General features: G+C 73.5%; 16 protein-coding genes. 6 read left to right on the top strand and 10 right to left on the bottom strand.

The genetic code is table 11. From position 1 onward, the window contains the following. The first annotated feature begins 188 nt into the window (after positions 1-188). Entirely contained in the window at positions 189-1,859 is a 1,671-nt protein-coding gene (locus OHB00_RS38950; RefSeq protein WP_406442094.1) for a PucR family transcriptional regulator, read from the top strand. Positions 1,860-2,027: 168 nt separating this feature from the next. Beyond that, positions 2,028-2,795, top strand: coding sequence for a hypothetical protein (locus OHB00_RS38945; RefSeq protein ID WP_406442092.1), 768 nt, complete (start codon positions 2,028-2,030; stop codon positions 2,793-2,795). Between the two features lie 206 nt (positions 2,796-3,001). Here OHB00_RS38945 and OHB00_RS38940 read toward each other — a convergent pair whose 3' ends face one another. Then, on the bottom strand, positions 3,002-3,769 hold the full coding sequence (locus OHB00_RS38940) for a GntR family transcriptional regulator (RefSeq protein ID WP_406442090.1): 768 nt from the start codon (positions 3,767-3,769) through the stop codon (positions 3,002-3,004). A 168-nt stretch (positions 3,770-3,937) separates the two neighbouring features. Here OHB00_RS38940 and OHB00_RS38935 point away from each other — a divergent pair, with 168 nt between their 5' ends. Beyond that, on the top strand, positions 3,938-4,762 hold the full coding sequence (locus OHB00_RS38935; RefSeq protein WP_406442088.1) for a (2Fe-2S)-binding protein: 825 nt from the start codon (positions 3,938-3,940) through the stop codon (positions 4,760-4,762). Between the two features lie 330 nt (positions 4,763-5,092). Further along, positions 5,093-6,124 carry a DUF2637 domain-containing protein gene (locus OHB00_RS38930; protein WP_406442087.1) on the top strand — a complete coding sequence of 344 codons (1,032 nt, stop codon included), beginning with the start codon at positions 5,093-5,095 and terminating at the stop codon, positions 6,122-6,124. A gap of 88 nt (positions 6,125-6,212) precedes the next feature. Here OHB00_RS38930 and OHB00_RS38925 read toward each other — a convergent pair whose 3' ends face one another. The 3 genes from OHB00_RS38925 to OHB00_RS38915 form a co-directional block, all read right to left on the bottom strand. Further along, complete coding sequence (locus OHB00_RS38925; protein ID WP_406442085.1) at positions 6,213-6,662, bottom strand: ATP-binding protein; 450 nt, start codon at positions 6,660-6,662, stop codon at positions 6,213-6,215. A 307-nt stretch (positions 6,663-6,969) separates the two neighbouring features. Further along, on the bottom strand, positions 6,970-7,431 hold the full coding sequence (locus OHB00_RS38920; protein WP_406442084.1) for a hypothetical protein: 462 nt from the start codon (positions 7,429-7,431) through the stop codon (positions 6,970-6,972). Between the two features lie 112 nt (positions 7,432-7,543). Beyond that, on the bottom strand, positions 7,544-8,164 hold the full coding sequence (locus tag OHB00_RS38915) for a hypothetical protein (RefSeq protein ID WP_406442082.1): 621 nt from the start codon (positions 8,162-8,164) through the stop codon (positions 7,544-7,546). Between the two features lie 177 nt (positions 8,165-8,341). Here OHB00_RS38915 and OHB00_RS38910 point away from each other — a divergent pair, with 177 nt between their 5' ends. Next, entirely contained in the window at positions 8,342-9,787 is a 1,446-nt protein-coding gene (locus OHB00_RS38910) for a helix-turn-helix domain-containing protein (protein ID WP_406442081.1), read from the top strand. 13 nt (positions 9,788-9,800) lie between these two features. On the opposite strand, the gene OHB00_RS38905 is transcribed toward OHB00_RS38910, so the two are convergent. Together OHB00_RS38905 and OHB00_RS38900 are read right to left on the bottom strand one after the other, a co-directional pair. Next, positions 9,801-11,543 (bottom strand): pyruvate dehydrogenase, encoded by a 1,743-nt coding sequence (locus OHB00_RS38905; protein ID WP_406442080.1) that lies wholly within the window; start codon positions 11,541-11,543, stop codon positions 9,801-9,803. 80 nt (positions 11,544-11,623) lie between these two features. After that, positions 11,624-13,060 carry a protein phosphatase 2C domain-containing protein gene (locus tag OHB00_RS38900; protein ID WP_406442078.1) on the bottom strand — a complete coding sequence of 479 codons (1,437 nt, stop codon included), beginning with the start codon at positions 13,058-13,060 and terminating at the stop codon, positions 11,624-11,626. A gap of 401 nt (positions 13,061-13,461) precedes the next feature. Here OHB00_RS38900 and OHB00_RS38895 point away from each other — a divergent pair, with 401 nt between their 5' ends. Continuing rightward, the gene (locus OHB00_RS38895; RefSeq protein WP_406442076.1) at positions 13,462-13,620 is read left to right on the top strand and encodes a hypothetical protein; all 159 of its coding nucleotides are present in this window, start codon (positions 13,462-13,464) and stop codon (positions 13,618-13,620) included. Between the two features lie 14 nt (positions 13,621-13,634). Here OHB00_RS38895 and OHB00_RS38890 read toward each other — a convergent pair whose 3' ends face one another. From OHB00_RS38890 to rsgA, 4 genes are all read right to left on the bottom strand, one after another. After that, positions 13,635-14,816, bottom strand: coding sequence for an SGNH/GDSL hydrolase family protein (locus OHB00_RS38890; protein ID WP_406442074.1), 1,182 nt, complete (start codon positions 14,814-14,816; stop codon positions 13,635-13,637). A 468-nt stretch (positions 14,817-15,284) separates the two neighbouring features. After that, positions 15,285-15,773, bottom strand: coding sequence for a methylated-DNA--[protein]-cysteine S-methyltransferase (locus OHB00_RS38885; protein WP_406442072.1), 489 nt, complete (start codon positions 15,771-15,773; stop codon positions 15,285-15,287). Continuing rightward, on the bottom strand, positions 15,773-17,185 hold the full coding sequence (locus OHB00_RS38880; protein ID WP_406446165.1) for a DNA-3-methyladenine glycosylase 2 family protein: 1,413 nt from the start codon (positions 17,183-17,185) through the stop codon (positions 15,773-15,775). The genes OHB00_RS38885 and OHB00_RS38880 overlap by 1 nt, the downstream gene beginning before the upstream one ends. A 106-nt stretch (positions 17,186-17,291) precedes the next feature. Next, positions 17,292-18,452, bottom strand: coding sequence for a ribosome small subunit-dependent GTPase A (rsgA, locus tag OHB00_RS38875; protein ID WP_406442070.1), 1,161 nt, complete (start codon positions 18,450-18,452; stop codon positions 17,292-17,294). Between the last annotated feature and the right edge of the window lie 472 nt (positions 18,453-18,924).

Raw genomic sequence — 18,924 nt, 5'->3', positions numbered from 1 at the left:
ATTCGTATGAACGGGGGTCATCAGTAACCTCCTGGTTTTCCCGTGGAAACGCGGGAAACACCCTGGCAGCCATCGGTTGCGGTCCGGCAGCCCATGGTGACGGCCCGCGGGCCCGCCGGTCGGGGCGCCTCACCCATGACCCTGCAAGATTCATCGTAGATTTCGAGACACAGAACGGCGGCGACGAGATGCGGCTGCGCGCACTGCTGGACACCGATGCGCTGGGCCTGCGGCTGCTCGGCGGCGAGGACGAGCTGGACCGCACCGTGCGCGGGGTCATGACGACCGACCTGCGCGACCCCAGCCGCTACCTGGCCGGCGGTGAGCTGGTGCTGACGGGCCTGGCCTGGCGCCGGGACGCGGCGGACTCCGAGCCGTTCGTACGACTCCTGGTGCAGGCCGGGGTGGTCGCGCTGGCGGCCGGTGAGGCGGAGCTGGGCGACGTGCCGGAGGACCTGGTCGTGGCCTGTGCGCGGCACCGGCTCCCGCTCTTCGCGGTCCATGAGTCGGTGGCCTTCGCGACGATCACCGAGCATGTCGTACGGCAGGTCAGCGGCGAGCGCGCCGGGGACCTGGCGGCCGTCGTGGACCGGCACCGGCGGATGATGACCTCGGGCCCGGCGGGCGGCGGCCCGGACGTCGTCCTCGACCTGCTCGGTTCCGATCTCGACCTGCGCGCCTGGGTGCTGTCCCCGGCCGGCCGGCTGATCGCGGGCTCCAAGGTGTCGGGACCGGCGCTGCCCGCGGACGCCTGTGCCGCCCTGGCCGCCGAGCACCTCGCCGCCACCCGCACCGGCCGCCGCGGCCCGCACCGCGTGCTGCTCGGCGCCACCACGTACTCGCTCTTCCCGGTCCGGTCCGGGCGCTCCCCGCAGGGCGCGCGGGACGTGCGGACCACGGTGCTGTCGGACTGGCTGCTGGCGGTCGAGGCGGACGCCGGTGACTGGCCCGAGGAGCGGCTCGACCTGCTCCAGGGCGTCACCCAGCTGATCGCCGTGGAGCGCGACCGCCGCGACGCGGCCCGCACGGTGCGGCGCAGACTCGCCCAGGAGGTCCTTGAGCTGGTCCAGACGGGCGCGGCACCGGCCGAGATCGCCGCCCGGCTGCGGGTGGCCGCGCCGGTCCTGCTGCCCGGCCTCGGCGCGGCCCCGCACTGGCAGGTGGTCGTCGCCCGCGTCGAGTGGGACGGCGGGGAGGTGGAGGGCGGCCCGGTCGCCCAGTCCCTCCTTGAGGAGATCCTGGTCGACCCGCTCGCGACCGGCCCGGAGCCCTCGGACCGCATAGCGGTCGCCCACACCGGCGACGAGGCGATCGCCCTGGTCCCGCTGCCCGCCGTCACCGCCGAGCACGACGGCTCCGAGGCCGGCATCCACGCCGACGCCCTCCAGGCGGCGGTACGGGAACCGCTGTCGGCGGGGCTGGACGACGACGGCCGGGTCACTGTGGGCGTCAGCGCGGCCGTGCACTCGGCGGAGGGGCTGCGCGGTGCCCTGGAGGAGGCCCGGCACGCCCGCCGGGTGGCCGCCGCCCGCCCCGGCCGGGTCTGCGCGGCCGGCCACCAGGAGCTGGCCTCGCACGTCCTGCTGCTCCCCTTCGTCCCCGACGACGTCCGCCGCGCCTTCACCGCCCGGCTGCTGGATCCGCTCCGCGACTACGACCGCCGCCACCGCGCCGAACTGATCCCCACCCTTGAGGCGTTCCTCGACTGCGACGGCTCCTGGACGCGCTGCGCCACCCGTCTCCACCTGCACGTCAACACACTGCGCTACCGCGTGGGGAGGATCGAGCAGTTGACGGGCCGGGACCTGTCCCGGCTGGAGGACAAGCTCGATTTCTTCTTGGCGTTGCGGATGAGCTGAGGTCACGCGGGCGTGCGACCGGCTCGTGCCGAGGGCCGCCGCCGTCCCACGACTTTGTGAAATTATTCACCCACCCTCTTGGCCCCGCGCGGCGATCGGTGCTGGAATGCGGCCACCACTTCACTGCTCGACGGCGCGCTAGGGGAGGGCAACGTGGCGTATTCCGCCATGTCTGGGAACGGAACGACCGCTGATGACGATCCGCTCCAGACCGCGGTGTGGCGGCTGCGCTCGCGGGCCTGCTGGGCCGACGCGGCGGCTCTGCTGCCGTCGGACACCCCGGCGTACACCCTGCAACGGGCGGGGCTGATGGTCGAGCGGTGCCTGTACACCGAGCGGGGCTGGGAGGAGGCCGAGGACGCGCTGCGGACGGCGGAGGCGGTGGCCCGGTCCGACGAGGAGCGGGGGGCGGCGGCCTGCGAGCGCGGCCAACTCGCCTACGCGGCCACGCTGCACGGCGTCCGCGACCGGGCCGACGAGGCGCGGGCGGCGCTCGGCAGGGCGGCGGCGCTGATCCCTCCGGGGGCGCCGGGGCGGGCGTTGCTCGACTTCCGGCGGGGTCTGCTGGCGGAGAACCTCACCCGTTCCCCGCAGGCCGCCCGGGCCGCCTACCGCCGTGCCCACGCCGGCGCCACGGCCCACGCCGACCCCCTCCTCCTCTCCTTCACCTGGCGCCACCTGGCCGGACTGGCGCTGCGCGACGGCGAGTTGAGCGAGGCACGGCACGGTTTCGCCGAGTCGCTGCGGATCCGGGAGGAACTGGGTTACCTGGTGGGCACGGCCCCCGCCCTCGCCTCTCTGGCCGACACGGAGTCCGAGCCGGAGGCGTCGCGGCTGCGGGAGGAGGCGGGCCGCCTGTTCCGCCTCCTCGGCGGCGTGCCGACGTGGCTGGCCAGGCAGTTGACCCCACCGTCCCCCGGCGCGGCAACGGCGTGACAGCTGGGGGCGGGGTCTCACTTGCCGGCGTTGGCAGGATGCCGCCGCGCCCACCCGTGCCCCCCCTGGGGGCACCTCCCAGGCCCTTGAGGCTCCGGGGGAGGTTCAGGGGCGCGGGGAACTCCGCGACCAGCCACGACGAACGCGCACCCGGCAGACGGCCGCACCCCCGACGGCGAACCGCCGCCGCACACCCGCCCCGCCCCTCACCCCGCGCCGGCGAAATGCCCGGCCACCAGTCTCCGCACCGCGTCCAACTCCCCCGCGACCAAGGCATCCAGCAGCGCCGCATGCTCCCCGGCGTCCGACATCAGGTCGGCCCGGCCCCCGCGCAGCGGAACCGCACGGCGGTGCAGGTCCTCCGCGATCTGCACCAGCTGCTCGTTGCCCGCCAGGGCCAGCACCGCCCGGTGGAACGCCCGGTCGGCCTCCGCGTACGTCGCCCGGCACCCCGACGCCGCCGCCCGCACCGACTCCTCGGCGAGCGGCCGCAACGCGGCCCACCGCTCGGCCGGCACGCTGCGTGCCAGCCGCAGCATCACCGGCACCTCGATCAGCGCCCGCACCTCGGCCAGTTCCGCGAGCTCGCGAGCGCCCCGCTCGACGACCCGGAACCCGCGGTTGGGCACGACCTCGACCGCTCCCTCCAGGGCCAGCTGCTGCATCGCCTCGCGCACCGGCGTCGCCGAGACCCCGAACCGCTCCCCCAGCGCCGGCGCCGAGTACACCTCGCCGGGCGCCAGGTCTCCGCTGACCAGTGCGGTACGCAGCGCGTCGAGGATCTGCCCGCGTACGGACGCCCGCTGCACGGCGGGCCTCGGCTGCCGGATCGGCCGCTCGCCGTGCGTGTGCTCGCCTCGCGCGGCCGCCGGCTCGGCGGGGAAACCGGGCGCCTCCCGTGCCGACTCCTCGGACCGCGACTGCGCCGGCACCCTGGCCGTCTCGGCGGGAGCCGCGTGCGCGCGCTGGTTCACGGGTCTCCTCAGGTCGTCGGCACTTGGGTCATTAACGGCGGGTTGTTACTTGTCCGTCAAGCACCTTAGGCGCACAAGGCGCTGGTTCAAACTCCCGTACGACTGGGTAAGGTAAGGCTTACTTATCTGGCAGTCCGCCCGCAGCCCGCACCCGATCGGTGGTAGTCCATGCCCTCCCTCGTCTCCGCCGCCTACGCGCGCCTCACCGAGGCCTGCCCCGGCCTGGTGGTCACGGAGCTGGGTCCGGGCGACGCGGCACCCCGGGGCGACGGCTGGGTGGGCGCCGCCGAGCTGGCGGCGGGCGGTGCCGGGCTGGACGCCTTCCTGGCCTGGGACGCCGACCAGATCCTGCGGGACGAGGGCAGGCCGGCCCGCCCCGACGTGGTCGCGAGCTTCGGCCTGCACCGCTACGGCTGGGCCGCCTGCCTCCTGATCACCCTCCCCTGGTTCCTGGACCGCCGGGTCCCCCGCCTCCCCGCGACCGAGGTGTCGTACGACCGGACGGCGGGCCGGATGGCCGTGCACGTCACCTCCTTCGCCTGCCTCCCGGGCGACCCGGCGGCGGCGCTGCCCGGCGCGGTCGTCGTGGCCGGCGAGGAGGCGCTGCGGGCCGAGGTGCGGGCGGCCGTCGCCGAGCACCTGGAACCGGTCCTCGGCGGCTTCGGACCCCGGATGCGGCGGCGCGGGCGCGCCCTGTGGGGCATGGCGACGGACGAGGTCGTCGAGGGGCTCTGGTACGTCGCCGGACTGCTCGGCGACGAGGCGCGGGCCGTACGCGAGCTCGAACAGCTGCTGCCGGGCGCGACCAAGCCGTACGTCGGCTCGGCGGCCTTCCGGGTGCTGACCGGCCCGGCGGGGGAGCCGCTGCCCACCCGGGACCGGGCGAGCTGCTGCATGTACTACACCCTGCGCCCCGAGGACACCTGCGCCACCTGCCCGCGCACCTGCGACGACGTGCGGATCGCCAAACTCACGGCGGCCACTGCGGCCTGAGGCCCCCTCACCCTGTCCTGCGGCACCCACCCCGGTGACACGGCACCCCGCGGCATCCACTAAGATCGCCGCTGGCAAGATCGCTCCTGCGGGGACAGGGAATTCACAACTTCCTCACTTGCCGCAGGAACTTTCCGAGGAACCACCCGTATGGGTAGTCTTACTCGAACTCAACTCCCGCCCCTCATGCGGCAGTTCGAGCAGAATGCCGCCCTGGGGCATCCCCTTGCACTTCCTTGGCGGCCTCTTGCCCCGAAACCCCCTGAGGGCCAGTGGGATTGGGCCACTATGGCGGGCGATACGCCCTATCCCAATGCAAGGGACCCCTAGATGAGACTGACCGACATATCGCTGAACTGGCTGCTTCCCGGCGCCGTACTGCTCCTGGGCATGCTGGTCGCGGTGGCGGTGCTCGCGCGCTCCAAGCGGTCCGGCGGGGAGCACGCGAAGGACGACTCGTGGGAGCGCAGCGAGGAGCGCCGCCGGCGCAAGGAGGCCATATACGGCACCGTCTCCTACGCGCTCCTGTTCGCCTCCGCGTCGGTGGCCGCGGCTCTCTCGTTCCGCGGCCTGGTCGGCTTCGGCCAGCAGAACCTCGGCCTCTCCGACGGCTGGGAGTACCTCGTGCCGTTCGGTCTGGACGGCGCGGCGATGTTCTCCTCCGTCCTCGCGGTGCGCGAGGCGAGCCACGGTGACGCCGCTCTCGGCTCCCGGATACTCGTGTGGACGTTCGCGGGCGCCGCGGCCTGGTTCAACTGGGTGCACGCGCCCCGGGGTGTCGACCACGCGGGTGCTCCCCAGTTCTTCGCCGGCATGTCGCTCTCCGCGGCCGTCCTCTTCGACCGCGCGCTGAAGCAGACCCGCAAGGCCGCCCTGCGGGAGCAGGGCCTCGTGCCGCGCCCGCTGCCGCAGATCCGTATCGTCCGCTGGCTGCGCGCCCCGCGCGAGACCTACAGGGCCTGGTCGCTGATGCTCCTGGAGGGCGTGCGCAGCCTGGACGAGGCGGTCGACGAGGTGCGCGAGGACAAGCGGCAGAAGGAGACCAACCGGCTGCGCCGCCGCGAGCAGGACCGTCTGGAGCGGGCCCAGCTCAAGGCCATCAGCCGGGGCCACCGCGGTTTCGCCGGACGCGGCCGGCAGGACGAGGTCCATCAGGTCGAGCGTGCCTCCCAGCCCACTGCGGAGCCTGCCATATCGGCGCCGGAGCAGTTGCCCGTACGCCAGCGGCCCTCCCTTCAGCCCGTCCGCAAAGGGTCTGACCCGATCACCGTCGACCTGACCGCGGAGGACGACACAATGGCCCTGCCGCGTCTCGACTCCCTGGAGCGCAAGCTCAAGGACCTTGAGCAGCAGTTCGGCTGATTCGGCTGCTGCCGTACGGCATCTCGGGACGGGGGCGTGACCTGGCAGGTCACGCCCCCGTCCCGTCGCGGATGCGGCCCTGGCCCCGCTAGGCGGCCTCGGCGTCCAGTTCGAACCACACCGACTTCCCGACCTCGTGCGCCTGGACGCCCCACGCGTCGGCGAAGGCGTCGACCAGTACCAGGCCCCGGCCGTGCGTGCCGTCGCCGGTGTCCGGGGCGCACACACGCGGCCTGCGGCCCACGAAGTCCCGCACCTCCACGCGCAGTTGGCTCGGCTCCACGACCGCTGTCAGCACCGCCTCGCGGTCCGTGTGGACAAGGGCGTTGGTGACGAGTTCGCTGGTGAGCAGTTCCGCGATCTCGGAGCGGCCGGGCCGCCCCCAGTGCCGCAGCAGTTCCCGCAGTTCCCTGCGCGCCTCGGGCACCGCCCGCAGATCCGACCGCCCCAACCGGCGCCTGAGCTGCGCCGGGTGGCCCCGTTCCGTCGTGTCGGTCTCTTCCCCCGCCGCCTGCGCCGAGGAGGCCCCGATGGCCACGGGACCGCCCCCTCGTGCCTGACTGTTCATGGCCCCCGCCCGCACGCTGTTGCCGGATCCCCTCCTGATCGAACACGTTCACGGGGATCCATGCCCGCTCGGGCACGGGCCAGTCATGTCACGTCGATGACGACCGGGTGTTCGGCCAAGTCCCGGATCCGCCCCCGCGGGTACGCCGCCGCCCGGACCGTCCCGTACGCGCCAAGGGTGCCGTGGACCCGGCGTGAACCAGCCCCTCGGGCAACCCCCCGAGCTGATTCCCCCGGTCCACGGCACCGGCGAACCTGGCCGAAACCTGTCCTTCCGGCTACTTGCTCCCGAGTCCCTTGGTGCCGATGTTGACGATCTTGTGGGTGTCCCGGGTCATGTCGACGACCAGCTGTGTGGTGGTGTTGCGGCTCCAGGTGAGCGTGACGACGGCCTCCGTGTACTTTCCGGTGCCGTGGTCCGTGACCTTCCACTTGAGCGGGGTGTTCTGGGCGCGCAGCACCCCGTCCGCGTGCTCGCGGTTCTCCCAGGCCTTCAGCTTCTTCAGGTAGGTCGGGGCGATGTAGTAGGCACGCAGCGCGGTGGGCAGGTTGCCGCTGCCGTCCGGGTCGCTCTCCGCGTCGATGTAGGCGCCGTAGAAGTCGGCGATCCGGCTGATGTTGTCGGCCGGGCTGCCACTGACGGCGCGCGGTGCGCCGGCCGAGGCCTGGGCGGTGGCGCCGAGCCCGAGGGCCACGGCGAGGACGCCGGCGGTGAGGACGGCGCGGGTCTTGCTGCTCATGTCTGTTCCCCGTTTTTCTGTGTCTTCGTGTCTTCGTGTCTTGCCTATTGCGTCTGGGGCCGCCCTCCCCTCCCCCGAGGGAGAGGGCGGCCCCGGTCCCGGTGACCGTGCGTCAGTGGAGCTTGTGCACGGCCGTGGTGGTGGTCTTCTTGAAGGCCTTCACGGGCGCGTCCGCGAAGTCGCCGAGCTGCCCCCAGTCCACGACCGTGACGGTGCGTCCCTCCCGGCCGAGGGAGAGCAGCCGGATGTCACTGGCGCCCCACGCGGTCACGGTGTGCAAGGCGTAGACATGGGCGCCGTCCCCGACCGGGAGGGTGCCGTGGTCCTGGAACGCGGCCTGGGTCTGCGGGTCGTCCATCTCGATCCGGTCCGCGCAGGACACGATGTCCTCGTCGAGCTTCGCGAACCGGCCCTTCGCCACGCGGACGCTGGGCAGCTCGGCGCTGATCTGACGGGCACTCGTGTCGAGGTCGGTCCGGAACTCCCGGTACCAGGAGTCCTGGCCGCCGCCGAGGGCGACGCCCACGCAGATGTCCTGCCGGACCTCGTCCGGTAGGCCGGCGGTGACTTTGCCGGCCGTCCAGGACGAGCCGGCCCGCGGCGGCAGGTCGGCCGCCGTGAGGAAGCCGGGCGCCTTGGGTGCGGCCGCCGCGGGAGCGGCGAGCGCGGTACCGACGGCGAGTGCGGCGCCGGCGAGTGCGGTGAGCGCGCCTGCTCGGGTGCGCTTGGGCATGGGTGTTCCCCCGTGGGTCGGTGCATGGGTGTGGGCTGCCGCCGATGCGGCCGGCTGGTCGGTCCGGCCCTGCTCGGTGCGACACCAGGAGCATCGGCCGTCACCGGCGTGGACCGCAACGGTGACCGCCCGTTTCCCCGCCCTGGAACCATCCCAGCCCTGTTGACGTGCAGGTATATGAGTGCCTGGGATGGCGACGACCGGGGGAGGGTGCCCGTGCGCGACGATGTCGAGGAGTTCGCGGCGCTGCTGCGGCAGTTGAAGGACCGTACGGACCGGAGCTACGGCTCCCTGGCCCGTCGGCTGAACATGAACACCTCCACCCTGCATCGCTACTGCGCGGGCGAGGCGGTGCCGCTGGACTTCGCCCCGGTGGAGCGGTTGGCGGCGTTCTGCGGAGCGACACCGCAGGAACGGCTCGAACTCCACGAGCGCTGGCTGGGAGCGGTGGCTGCCAGACAGCGACCGCGCGGAACGGACAACGAACAGCCACCCACGGCACCCACACCGGAAGCACGACCGGAGCACGCGGCGGAGCCCGGGCCGCAGGCCGTACCCGCACGCGCGGCGGGGCCCCACAACGAGCCCGCGGCGCAGGGCGGCGCGGAGGCCGGGGCGGAGTCGGTGGTCGGTGAGGACGTCGAGGAGGCGTCCGCGGCGGTGTTACCGGTGGTGCCCGCGGGCTCGCGCCGTTGGTACCGGCGGCGTCGCACGCTGGTCGCGGCGGCCGTGGCCACCGTCCTGCTGTCGACTTTGGGCACGCTGGCCGCGCTCCCGGGCGACCGGCCGCCCGCCGACAGCGCCGCCACCCTGCACCCCGGCTCCGCCGCCCCCACGACCGCGGCCGGTGACAGCAGGCACCACGAGGCCGCCGCGGCCACCGGTCCGGCCACGGCCCCCGCCTCCGCGGATCCGTCGCCGTCCCCCTCGTCGCGCGGTGCGCGGCCCTCCCCGTCCCGCTCCGGCGCGGCCACCCCCACCGCCCAGGGCACCACCGCCGTCCCCCTCACCTGGACCGCGAACTCCCAGCTGTGGGAGCTGGGCTGCGACCACGACTACGTCATCGACAAGCAGCCGGCCCAGGTCCCGCCGCCGCCCGCCCCGCAGGACGCCGGCACCTGGGCGGCCACCCAGGGCGCGGTGCACGGCGGCAACACGATCGTGGACGTCTCCGTGCAGGGCCGCTCGTCCACCGCCGTCGTCCTGGAGGACCTGCGGGTGCGCGTCGTCGGCCGTACGGCTCCCGCGCCCGGCATCGCGTACTCGATGGCCGACGGCTGCGGCGGCGGGCTCACCCCGCGGTACTTCGACGTGAACCTGGACAAGGACCGCCCCATCGCCCGCCCGGTGGCCGGTGAGGGTCCCGACGGGAAGACCGTCTCGACCATGCACCTGCCCTACCGGGTCTCCGCCACGGACCCCGAGGTGCTGCGCGTCAAGGCGAGCACCGTGGGCTGCGACTGCCGCTGGTACCTCGAACTCGACTGGTCGTCACAGGGCCGCAGCGGCACGGTCCGGATCGACGACCACGGCCGGCCGTTCCGCACCAGCTCCATCAAGGGCCTGCCGCACTACTGGTACGGCTTCGTCGACGGCGTACGCAAGTGGGTGCCCACCGACTGAGTCACGGACCGAGTCACGGCCGGGGCACGTTGCGCAGGTTGGAGCGGGCCATCTGGAGCATCCGGCCCACGCCGCCGTCGAGGACCATCTTGGACGCGGAGAGCGCGAACCCGGTGACCATCTCCGCCTTGATCTTCGGCGGGATGGACAGCGCGTTGGGGTCGGTGACCACGTCGACCAGGGCCGGGCCCTTGTGCCTGAAGGCGTCCTTCAGCGCGCCGGCCAGCTGCCGCGGCTTCTCCACCCGCACCCCGTAGGCGCCGCAGGCCTGGGCGACGGCGGCGAAGTCGGGGTTGGTGTTGGCGGTGCCGTACGCGGGCAGCCCCCCGACCAGCATCTCCAACTCGACCATGCTCAACGCCGAGTTGTTGAACAGGACCACCTTCACCGGCAGGTCGTACTGGACGAGGGTCAGGAAGTCGCCCATCAGCATGGCGAATCCGCCGTCCCCCGACATCGACACGACCTGCCGCCGCCGGTCGGTGAACTGGGCGCCGATCGCCATCGGCAGCGCGTTGGCCATCGAGCCGTGCGAGAACGAACCGATCACACGGCGGCGGCCGTTGGGCGAGACGTACCGGGCCGCCCATACGTTGCACATGCCGGTGTCGACGGTGAACACAGCGTCGTCGTCGGCGAGTTCGTCGAGGACCGAGGCCACGTACTCCGGGTGGATCGGGACGTGCTTCTCGACCTTCCTCGTGTACGCCTTCACCACCCCTTCCAGCGCGTCCGCGTGCTTCTTGAGCATGCGGTCGAGGAACCGCCGGTTCTCCTTGGCCCGCACGCGCGGAACGAGACAGCGCAGGGTCTCGCGCACATCGCCCCACACCGCGAGGTCCAGGCGGGAGCGGCGGCCCAGCACCTCGGGGCGGACGTCGACCTGGACGATCTGCACGTCGTCGGGGAGGAAGGCGTTGTACGGGAAGTCGGTGCCGAGCAGGATCAGCAGGTCGCACTCGTGGGTGGCCTCGTAGGCGGCGCCGTAGCCGAGCAGCCCGCTCATGCCGACGTCGTACGGGTTGTCGTACTGGATCCACTCCTTGCCGCGCAGTGCGTGCCCGACCGGGGACTTGATCTTCTCCGCCAGCTCCATGACCTCCGCGTGGGCGCCCGCCGTGCCGCTGCCGCAGAACAGGGTCACCTTGTCCGCCGCGTCGATCATCGCGACCAGTCTGTCGAGTTCCTCGTCCCCGGGGCGGACCGTGGGCCGGGAGGTGACGATGGCGGCCGAGGCGGACTGCTCGGGGGCGGGCTGGTCGGCGATGTCACCGGGCAGGCTCACCACGCTCACCCCGCTGCGGCCGACCGCGTGCTGGATGGCGGTCTGGAGCAGCCGGGGCATCTGCTGCGGGCTGGAGATCAACTCGCTGTAGTGGCTGCACTCCTGGAAGAGCCGGTCGGGGTGGGTCTCCTGGAAGTAGCCGAGGCCGATCTCGCTGGAGGGGATGTGGGAGGCGAGGGCGAGCACCGGGGCCATCGAGCGGTGGGCGTCGTACAGGCCGTTGATGAGGTGCAGGTTGCCCGGGCCGCAGGAACCGGCACAGGCCGCCAGCGTGCCGGTGATCTGGGCCTCGGCGCCGGCCGCGAAGGCGGCGGTCTCCTCGTGGCGGACGTGGATCCAGTCGATGGCGGAGTTGCGGCGGACGGCGTCCACGACCGGGTTGAGGCTGTCGCCGACGACGCCGTAGAGGCGGCGCACACCGGCGCGGACGAGGATGTCGACGAACTGCTCGGCGACGTTCTGCTTGGCCATGGCGGTCGGGCACCCTTCGGCTGCGCGGATCTCCGGCTTTCCCCCCGCGATGCCCTTCCATGTATCCACACAGGCCGCGCTCACGCCTCCCAGACGGCGGCCGCCGTACGGTCGTCCGCGTACCCCTTGACCCGTACCTGGGCGTCCGCGAGGAACGCGGCGAGGCCCGGCGGGGTCCGGCCGGACCAGCGTCGGGCCAGGTAGGCGCAGAGGGCGGGCTCGCCGCGCAGCGGGTCGGCGAGCCCGCCCGTGCACATCACCAGCGCATCACCCGGGCGGGCTACCGAGGCCCGGAACAGGAACGGGTCGCGGGGTGGCTCGGGGGCCGGTTCGTAGGGGCTCGGCGGGGTCGGGATGCCGAGGTCCATGGTGAGCCGGTCGCCCTCCGGCGTCTCGGCGGGCAGCGAGCCGAAACCGAGCACGGGCTCGCCGGCGGCGTCGGTGTCGACGCGCGGTTCGATGTCCTGCCACTCGCCGCCCCGGAGCCGGAACAGCCCGCCCTCGCCGACCCCGAAGAAGACGCGGGTACGGCACTGGGGATGGGCGGGGATGAGGAGGCAGCGCAGGCTGGCCGCGTACTCCTCGGGGGCGATGCCCTGTTCGGCGGCGCTGGCGCGGAGCTTGCCGAGGCTGCGGTCGGTGAGCCGGTGCAGCCCGGACTTCAGGTCGCCGCGCCGGGCGGCCTGGATGTCCTCGGTGAGCCGCTGGTGGCTGCGGCCGACGGCCCGGGCGATCCACTCGCACACCTCGGCGGCGGCCCGGTGCGCATCGGGGGTGGCCCGCGCGCCGGTGGCCATCGCGACCAGCACCAGGGCCTGCTCGCCGGACCCGAACCGGGCGGTGAGCAGGGCGTCGCGGCGCGGTTCGCCCCGGTACCGGGCGGAGTCCCCGCGCTGCGAGACGGCCCGCAGGGTGCAGGAGCCGTACCGGGCTCCGTCCAGGACGGTGTCGGGGACCAGGTCGTCGAGTTCGTCGGGGTCGGCGGCGGGCAGGGCGGTGGGCTCGGCGTCGTAGGTGGGCGGGCCGGATCCGACGTAGTCCACGGAGGAGGCCGAGGGGGCTTCCGGGACTTGCGGGACTTCGAAGGCTCGCGGGACTTCGGGGGCGTGTGGAGTTTGTGGGGCCTCCGGGACCTCCGGGACTTCCGGGACCTCCGGGACCTCCGGGACGGCACGCGGGGACAGGGCGGTCAGGTCGGGCCGGGTCGCGGGGTGGGGAGCGGCCGCCGGGGCGTCGTCGTCCGCCTCCAGCAGTTCCTGGTCCTCCTCGTCCCACGGCCACGCCTTCGGCGCGGGGGCGGTGGGCGTCCGCTGGGCCGGTACGGTCGGCGGCGCCTGCTCGTCACCCGGTTGCGCGGTGCCGCCCCGCCGTCCTGCCACCGTCTTCTTCGCGGAGTCGAAGCGGTCGTCCAGGGAATCGGGTGCGGCGGTGGGTCCGGTGTCCTCGGTGGAGTCGTCGTACAACTCCCCCCACCAGTCGTCCTCATGACGGGCGGGCCTACCCCCTGGCTGGCTCATGCCCCTAATTGTCCACCGCGCGGGCCCGATGAAAACGGGGCATCCGGAAAATCCCGCACCCGACCTCCTCTCGAACGGCGCGTCGAGGGACATCCTGAACACCCGTACGAGGAAAGGGGATCGATGACACGCGCGGGACCGACGGCATTGACGACACGGACGAGGCGCGGCCGGCAGGGGCCGACCGGAGTGCCGAGGGAGCCCGGAGCGCCGGGGACTGACACGTGTGAGTCGCCGGGTGGTCCCACCCCCCACGGGAGAACCACCCGGCGACACCGGCGTGACCCGGCCCCAGATCCCCTCCGCGTGCGCGTCCTGGGGGCGGGTCACCGTTCGCACGGCGGGACGCCACCGCGTCGGCCGGAAGGCCAGATTGTGACGGGTCTTCCTGGCGGTCAGCTGTGAATGGCGGGACGGTTTCCCGTGCGAAGGCGCCGGGGGCGGAGCCGGCGGCGGAGCTGCGGCGCCGGGTCGAGCGGCTGATGGAGCCGGCCGGGGCCGCCACCCGGCCGCAGCTGGGCCGGCACGCGTACGAGCGGGGCTGGGTGACCCGGAACTGACCTGCGCCGAGTCCTCAGAGGAGGTCGGCGAGCGGGACGGCGTCGGCCAGGGCGCGCGTGCCGGCGTCGTTGAAGTGCAGGTGGTCACCGGGGTCGTAGGCGGGCAGGATACGGCCGGGCCGCTGCGGATCGCGCACGACGGCGTCGAAGTCGACGTACGCGTCGAACACGTGCTGGGTGCGGATCAGGGCGTTCACGGCCTGCCGTACGGCCTCCCGGGCGTCGGTGTACCCGCTGTACCCGGCGTACGGCGTGAGAGTCGCGCCGATCACCCGGATCCCTCGCGCGTGGGCGCGGGCCACGATGGTCCGGTAGGCCCGCACGAAGTCGGCGGGGTCCGTGGCCTCCGGGGTGCCCTTGATGTCGTTGATGCCTTCGAGGACGACCAGGGTCCGCACGCCGCTCCGGTCGAGCCCGTCGGCGTCCAGGCGCCTGAGGGCCGCCGGTCCGCCGGTGCTGTCGAGCATGAGCCGGTTGCCGGAGATACCGGCGTTGAGGACGCCGACCCGCAGGGGCCGCAGCCGGTCCGCGAGGCGGTCGGGCCAGCGGTGGTTGGCGTCCATGCTGGAGCCGTTGCCGTCGGTGAGGGAGTCGCCGAAGGCGACCACACTGCCGCGGGCCACGGTCTGCACGTCGACGCCGGTGACGTAGTACCAGTGGCCGGTGGTCCGGGTGTAGGCGCCTGCGTCCTCGTCGGCGGCCCGCCCGGCGCCGTCCTCGGCGAGGTAGCTGGTCTGGAGCGCGACCCGGTGGAAGGTGGCGGGCCCCAGGGCGCCGGGGGTCTCGACGGTGACCAGCAGATCGGCGGCGGCCGGGACGGCGAGCGGCACCGGGTCACTGACCAGGTCCTGCCCGACGGGCACGACGGCGGTGCCGGCGCCGGCGAAGGTGGCGGCGCGCATCGAGCCGGGCACGGCGGCCGGGCCGGCGCCCTGCCGCAGGGCGACGGTGACGGCTCCGAGCCGGAGCGGGGCGCTGCCGAGCCGGTTGCTGACCCGCACGCGCACCGCGCTGCCTCCGATGCTCAGGTGAACGACGTTGCGGAACGCGGCGCCGGGCACGGCCGGGTCGGTACCGGAGGGCGCGGCCTCCCAACTCCCGGCCCACAGCGGGGGCCCCGCATCGGCACCGGCTCGCCCGGTCACCCCCATCACCAGCAACAACGCCGTCGCGAGCACCCGCCCGACCTTGCCCATCCACACCTGCCCTTCCGAAGGCCCACTGGAGGGGAAGGTGACACACGGGCGTCGACCCGAACAGCAACCCGACCACGAGACCACCCGGGTGGCGGAGCGCGGAGGCGACCGGAGGGGCAGGGGCGATGCTTCTTGGCTCGGCTGCGGATGGGAGAAGCGGTGGGGTCGGGTGGGGTGGGGACGGTGGTTGGGTGGGGACGGTGGTTGGGTGGCGGCGGGTGCGTGGGTGGCGGCGGGTGCGTGGGGGCTGGTCGCGCCCGCGCGGCGGAGCCGCACATCGATACGGCCCCGCGCCCCTTACGGGGCGCTGCAGCCGCCGCTTCTTTTCAGCTCAGCCGCGGACAGTCGTGCCTCCCCCAGTGCCTTGAGGGCCCGGGATGTGCCCCAGGGCGGCACGGGTGGGCGCTGGGGGTCCCCCCTCTGGGGGAGGCACCCGGTCAGCGCCGGTAAGGGTCCCCACCCCCGGCCCTACCCCACCGCTCCCTCCAGCGTCAGTAGCCGTACCTTCCGCTCAAGTCCCCCCGCGTACCCGGTCATCGTCCCGTCCGCCCCGATCACCCGGTGACAAGGCCGCACGATCAGCAGCGGGTTGGCCCCGATCGCCCCGCCGACCGCCCGAACCGCCATCCGGGACGCCCCGATCCGCGCGGCGATCTCCCCGTACGTCGTCGTCGCCCCGTAGGGAACGTCGTCGAGCGCATCCCACACCCGCTCCCTGAACTCGGTGCCGTGTGCGGCCAACTCCAGCCGGAACTCCTTGAGTTCACCGGCGAAGTACGCGGCGAGCTGGTCCTCGACCGCCCGGAACGGGCCGGGATCGGGCAGCCATCCCGCCTCGACGCTCCGGCCGCCCTTCTGTCCGGGGACGGACAGCGAGGTCAGCGCCCCGTCGTCATCCGCGGTGAGGAGCAACTCCCCCACGGGCGAAGCGATCCGCGTCCAGTAGGTGACATCCATCAGTCCCTCGTCTCTCCTTCCACCAGCAGATGCCGGACGGCGTACGACCGCCAGGGCCGCCACTCGTCCGGTACGTCCGGCCCGGGCAGCCCGGGCAGGGCCACGTCGGGGTCGGCGAGGGCTCGGACGCGCACGGTGGCGACGACCGCCGGGTCCATCCCCGGCAGCGCCCGCAGCGCCGCCTCCGCCTCGTCCCGGTCGGCGCCCGGATCCAGCCGTACTCTCCCGTCGGCGAGCGCCGCGGCGAGCTCGCCCAGGCTGCCGTCGCGTTCCGCTCCGGCGAGCACCGCGGGCTCGGGGAAGAGGTGGGTGAGGCCGCCGGACGGGGCGTCCAGCGCCGTACCGTACCGCCGCACCAGCCGCTCGGCGCCCGCGGTGCCGACGAGAGCCCGCACGGCGGCCTCGGCGGGGTCCGCGGCGCCGGGCGAGCGCAGCCCCGGCCGGGCCGCGACCAGCGCGGCGAGCCGCGGGTCGGCGGCGAGCCGCTCGTCGACGGCGTACGGATCGGCGTCGAGGTCGAACAGCCGGCGCAGCCGCTGTACGGCGGTGGTCAGGTCGCGCAGGTCGCTGAGGCGCAGCCGGGCGTCGAGCCAGCCGCCGGGATGGGCGCCGAGACCCGTACCGGTCGCGCGAGTCGTACCCGTCCGCTCCTCGACGGCGACCACGGCGTGGCCGTACGGGAGCCGCAGGGTACGGCGGTAGGTGCGCCCGCCGGGGGTGCCGGTGACCTCCTCCACCCCGGGCACGGATTCCCGCTCCAGCAGGTCGAAGACGGGGCCGGCCTGGTACGGGCCACGGTGCGCGAGCCGCAGCGGGATCCCGGCGGCAGGGGATCCGCGCCGTGCGCCCCGGCCGCCGGGCGCGGCCTCGCGCAGCCCGCTCGGGGTGGTGGCGTACACGGCGCGGACGGTGTCGTTGAACTGCCGCACACTGGCGAAGCCGCTCGCGAACGCGATCTCGGTGATCGGCAGCTCGGTGGTCTGGAGCAGCGTGCGCGCGGTGTGCGCCCGCTGGGCCCGGGCGAGCGCGACGGGGCCGGCGCCGAGCTCGGCGGTGAGCTGCCGTTGCACCTGGCGCGCGCTGTAGCCGAGCCGGTCGGCGAGCCCGGCGACGCCCTCCCGGTCCACGACGCCGTCGCCGATCAGCCGTACCGCCCGGCCGACGACGTCGGCGCGGACGTTCCACTCGGCGGAGCCGGGGACCGCGTCCGGGCGGCACCGCCGGCAGGCCCGGAAACCGGAGCCCTGGGCGGCGGCCGCGGTGGGGAAGAAGCGGACGTTGCGGCGCTTCGGGGTGACGGCGGGGCAGCTGGGGCGGCAGTAGATGCCGGTGGTCTCGACGGCGAAGAAGAACGCGCCGTCGAACCGGCCGTCCCGGCTGCGGACCGCCTCGTACCTGGTGTCTTCGTCCATCACCCTTCAAGTGTGGGTGACGGCCGGGGGCGGGGCTGGCGGGAATCGGACGTGACGTCCCCAGCCCTCACCCCAGGCCCCGCCGCCTCCACCCGCGGTCAGACGGCTACCGCCACCGCCCCCGCTTCGCTTCCATCGCCGCCTTTCCCTCGGCGCCCTTCCTCTTCCAGTCCTTCTTGATCTCGGCCCTGAGCCGGGCATCGGTCTTCGCGACGATCCACTGGTTCTCCCGCATCAGCTTGCGGTAGCTCTCCAGCCGGCGCACGGGCAGCTCCCCGGTCTCCACGGCGAGGCACACCGCGCACCCCGGCTCGCTGTCGTGCCCGCAGTCGGAGAACCGGCAGCGCTCCGCCAGTTCCTCGATCTCGGCGAACACCTGCCCGACGCCGGTCTCGGCGTCGAACAGCCCCACGCCCCGAAGTCCGGGCGTGTCGATCAGCACGCCGCCGCCCGGGAGCGCGAGGAGGTTGCGGGTGGTGGTGGTGTGCCGGCCCTTGCCGTCGACGTCCCGGGCGGCCCGGACGTCCATCACGTCCTCCCCGAGGAGCGCGTTGGCGAGGGTGGACTTGCCGGCGCCGGACTGACCCAGCAGCACCGACGTGCCCGAGCCGACGAGGGCGACCAGCATGTCCAGGCCGTCGCCCGCGTGCGCGCTGACCGTCAGGACCGGCACGCCCGGGGCCGTCGTCTCGACGTCCTGGACGAGGTGCGCGAGGGTCGCCGGGTCCGGGACCAGGTCGGCCTTGGTGAGGACCACGACCGGCTGCGCCCCGGACTCCCAGGAGAGTGCCGACTTGCGCAGCAGGGCCTCACCACTCGAACAGGACATGGCCAGCGCCAGAAACCGCTCGATCCGCCCAAGGTCGAATTCGACCGCGAGCGACACACAGATGACGACGTGATCGATGTTAGTGGCCAGCACCTGGCCCTCGGAACGCTTCGACGACGTGGACCGTACGAAGGCGGTGCGGCGGGGCAGGAGCGTCCGCACGTACAGCGGGTCGCTGCCCTCGGGATCGACAGCGACCCAGTCCCCCGTGCACACGACCTTCATCGGGTCGCGGGGGACGACGAACTCTGTGTCGGCACGGACAGCACCGACGGGGGTGACGACATCGCACTGGCCGCGGTCGACCCGCACGACACGGCCGGGCAGGAGACCCTGCTCGGCATACGGAGCGAACTCGGCCTCCCAGCCCTCGTCCCACCCATAGGGGACCAGAGGATGCGACGAAGCAGAAGAAGCCGAAAGAGAAGAGAGATTCAAGGGAAACCCTTCACAGGGCGGCCCCGGCTGCGCGCACTCACGGGTGCGAAGAAGCAGGAAAGGTCAGCCGGAGACCACGGGGGTGGAGTGGATGTACTTCTGGTTGCGGGCAGCGCCCATCACAGAGACAGCCATCGGTCACACCTCCCGTTCTTCACTCGGCAGACAGCAGCGGCCAACGGCCACTGCCAGATGTGAGGCTCACCCTAGACGGGCTCCTCCCCGGCGACCACCGAATATTCCTCGCTCCACGCAAGATCGCGCGGGGCTCACTGCAGGGCCACTTCGCGGGGCGTGGCGAGGACGACCGTCACCCGGCCGCTCGTGCTTCCGACGCTCGCCGCAGGCGTCTGCGGCTCCGGCATCGGACTGGCCTCAGCCTCGATGTCCGGTCGCCGGCAGCATGTCGCGACCGGACCGGCGCCGTGACCACGATCGTCCCCTGCGCGCTCGCCCCGGTGGACGGGCGGCA

Source organism: Streptomyces sp. NBC_00631 (assembly GCF_045206895.1).
Lineage (GTDB): Bacteria > Actinomycetota > Actinomycetes > Streptomycetales > Streptomycetaceae > Streptomyces.
The sequence above is the reverse complement of the archived record's forward strand: the minus strand, read 5'-3'. Positions and strand labels throughout refer to the sequence as shown.

Coding starts and splice junctions, on each gene's coding strand:
- OHB00_RS38950 (WP_406442094.1), top strand. CDS start 189: ATGCGGCTGCGCGCACTGCTGGACACCGATGCGCTGGGCCTGCGGCTG.
- OHB00_RS38945 (WP_406442092.1), top strand. CDS start 2,028: ATGTCTGGGAACGGAACGACCGCTGATGACGATCCGCTCCAGACCGCG.
- OHB00_RS38935 (WP_406442088.1), top strand. CDS start 3,938: ATGCCCTCCCTCGTCTCCGCCGCCTACGCGCGCCTCACCGAGGCCTGC.
- OHB00_RS38930 (WP_406442087.1), top strand. CDS start 5,093: ATGAGACTGACCGACATATCGCTGAACTGGCTGCTTCCCGGCGCCGTA.
- OHB00_RS38920 (WP_406442084.1), bottom strand. CDS start 7,431: ATGAGCAGCAAGACCCGCGCCGTCCTCACCGCCGGCGTCCTCGCCGTG.
- OHB00_RS38915 (WP_406442082.1), bottom strand. CDS start 8,164: ATGCCCAAGCGCACCCGAGCAGGCGCGCTCACCGCACTCGCCGGCGCC.
- OHB00_RS38910 (WP_406442081.1), top strand. CDS start 8,342: ATGAGTGCCTGGGATGGCGACGACCGGGGGAGGGTGCCCGTGCGCGAC.
- OHB00_RS38905 (WP_406442080.1), bottom strand. CDS start 11,543: ATGGCCAAGCAGAACGTCGCCGAGCAGTTCGTCGACATCCTCGTCCGC.
- OHB00_RS38900 (WP_406442078.1), bottom strand. CDS start 13,060: ATGAGCCAGCCAGGGGGTAGGCCCGCCCGTCATGAGGACGACTGGTGG.
- OHB00_RS38890 (WP_406442074.1), bottom strand. CDS start 14,816: ATGGGCAAGGTCGGGCGGGTGCTCGCGACGGCGTTGTTGCTGGTGATG.
- OHB00_RS38885 (WP_406442072.1), bottom strand. CDS start 15,773: ATGGATGTCACCTACTGGACGCGGATCGCTTCGCCCGTGGGGGAGTTG.
- OHB00_RS38880 (WP_406446165.1), bottom strand. CDS start 17,185: ATGGACGAAGACACCAGGTACGAGGCGGTCCGCAGCCGGGACGGCCGG.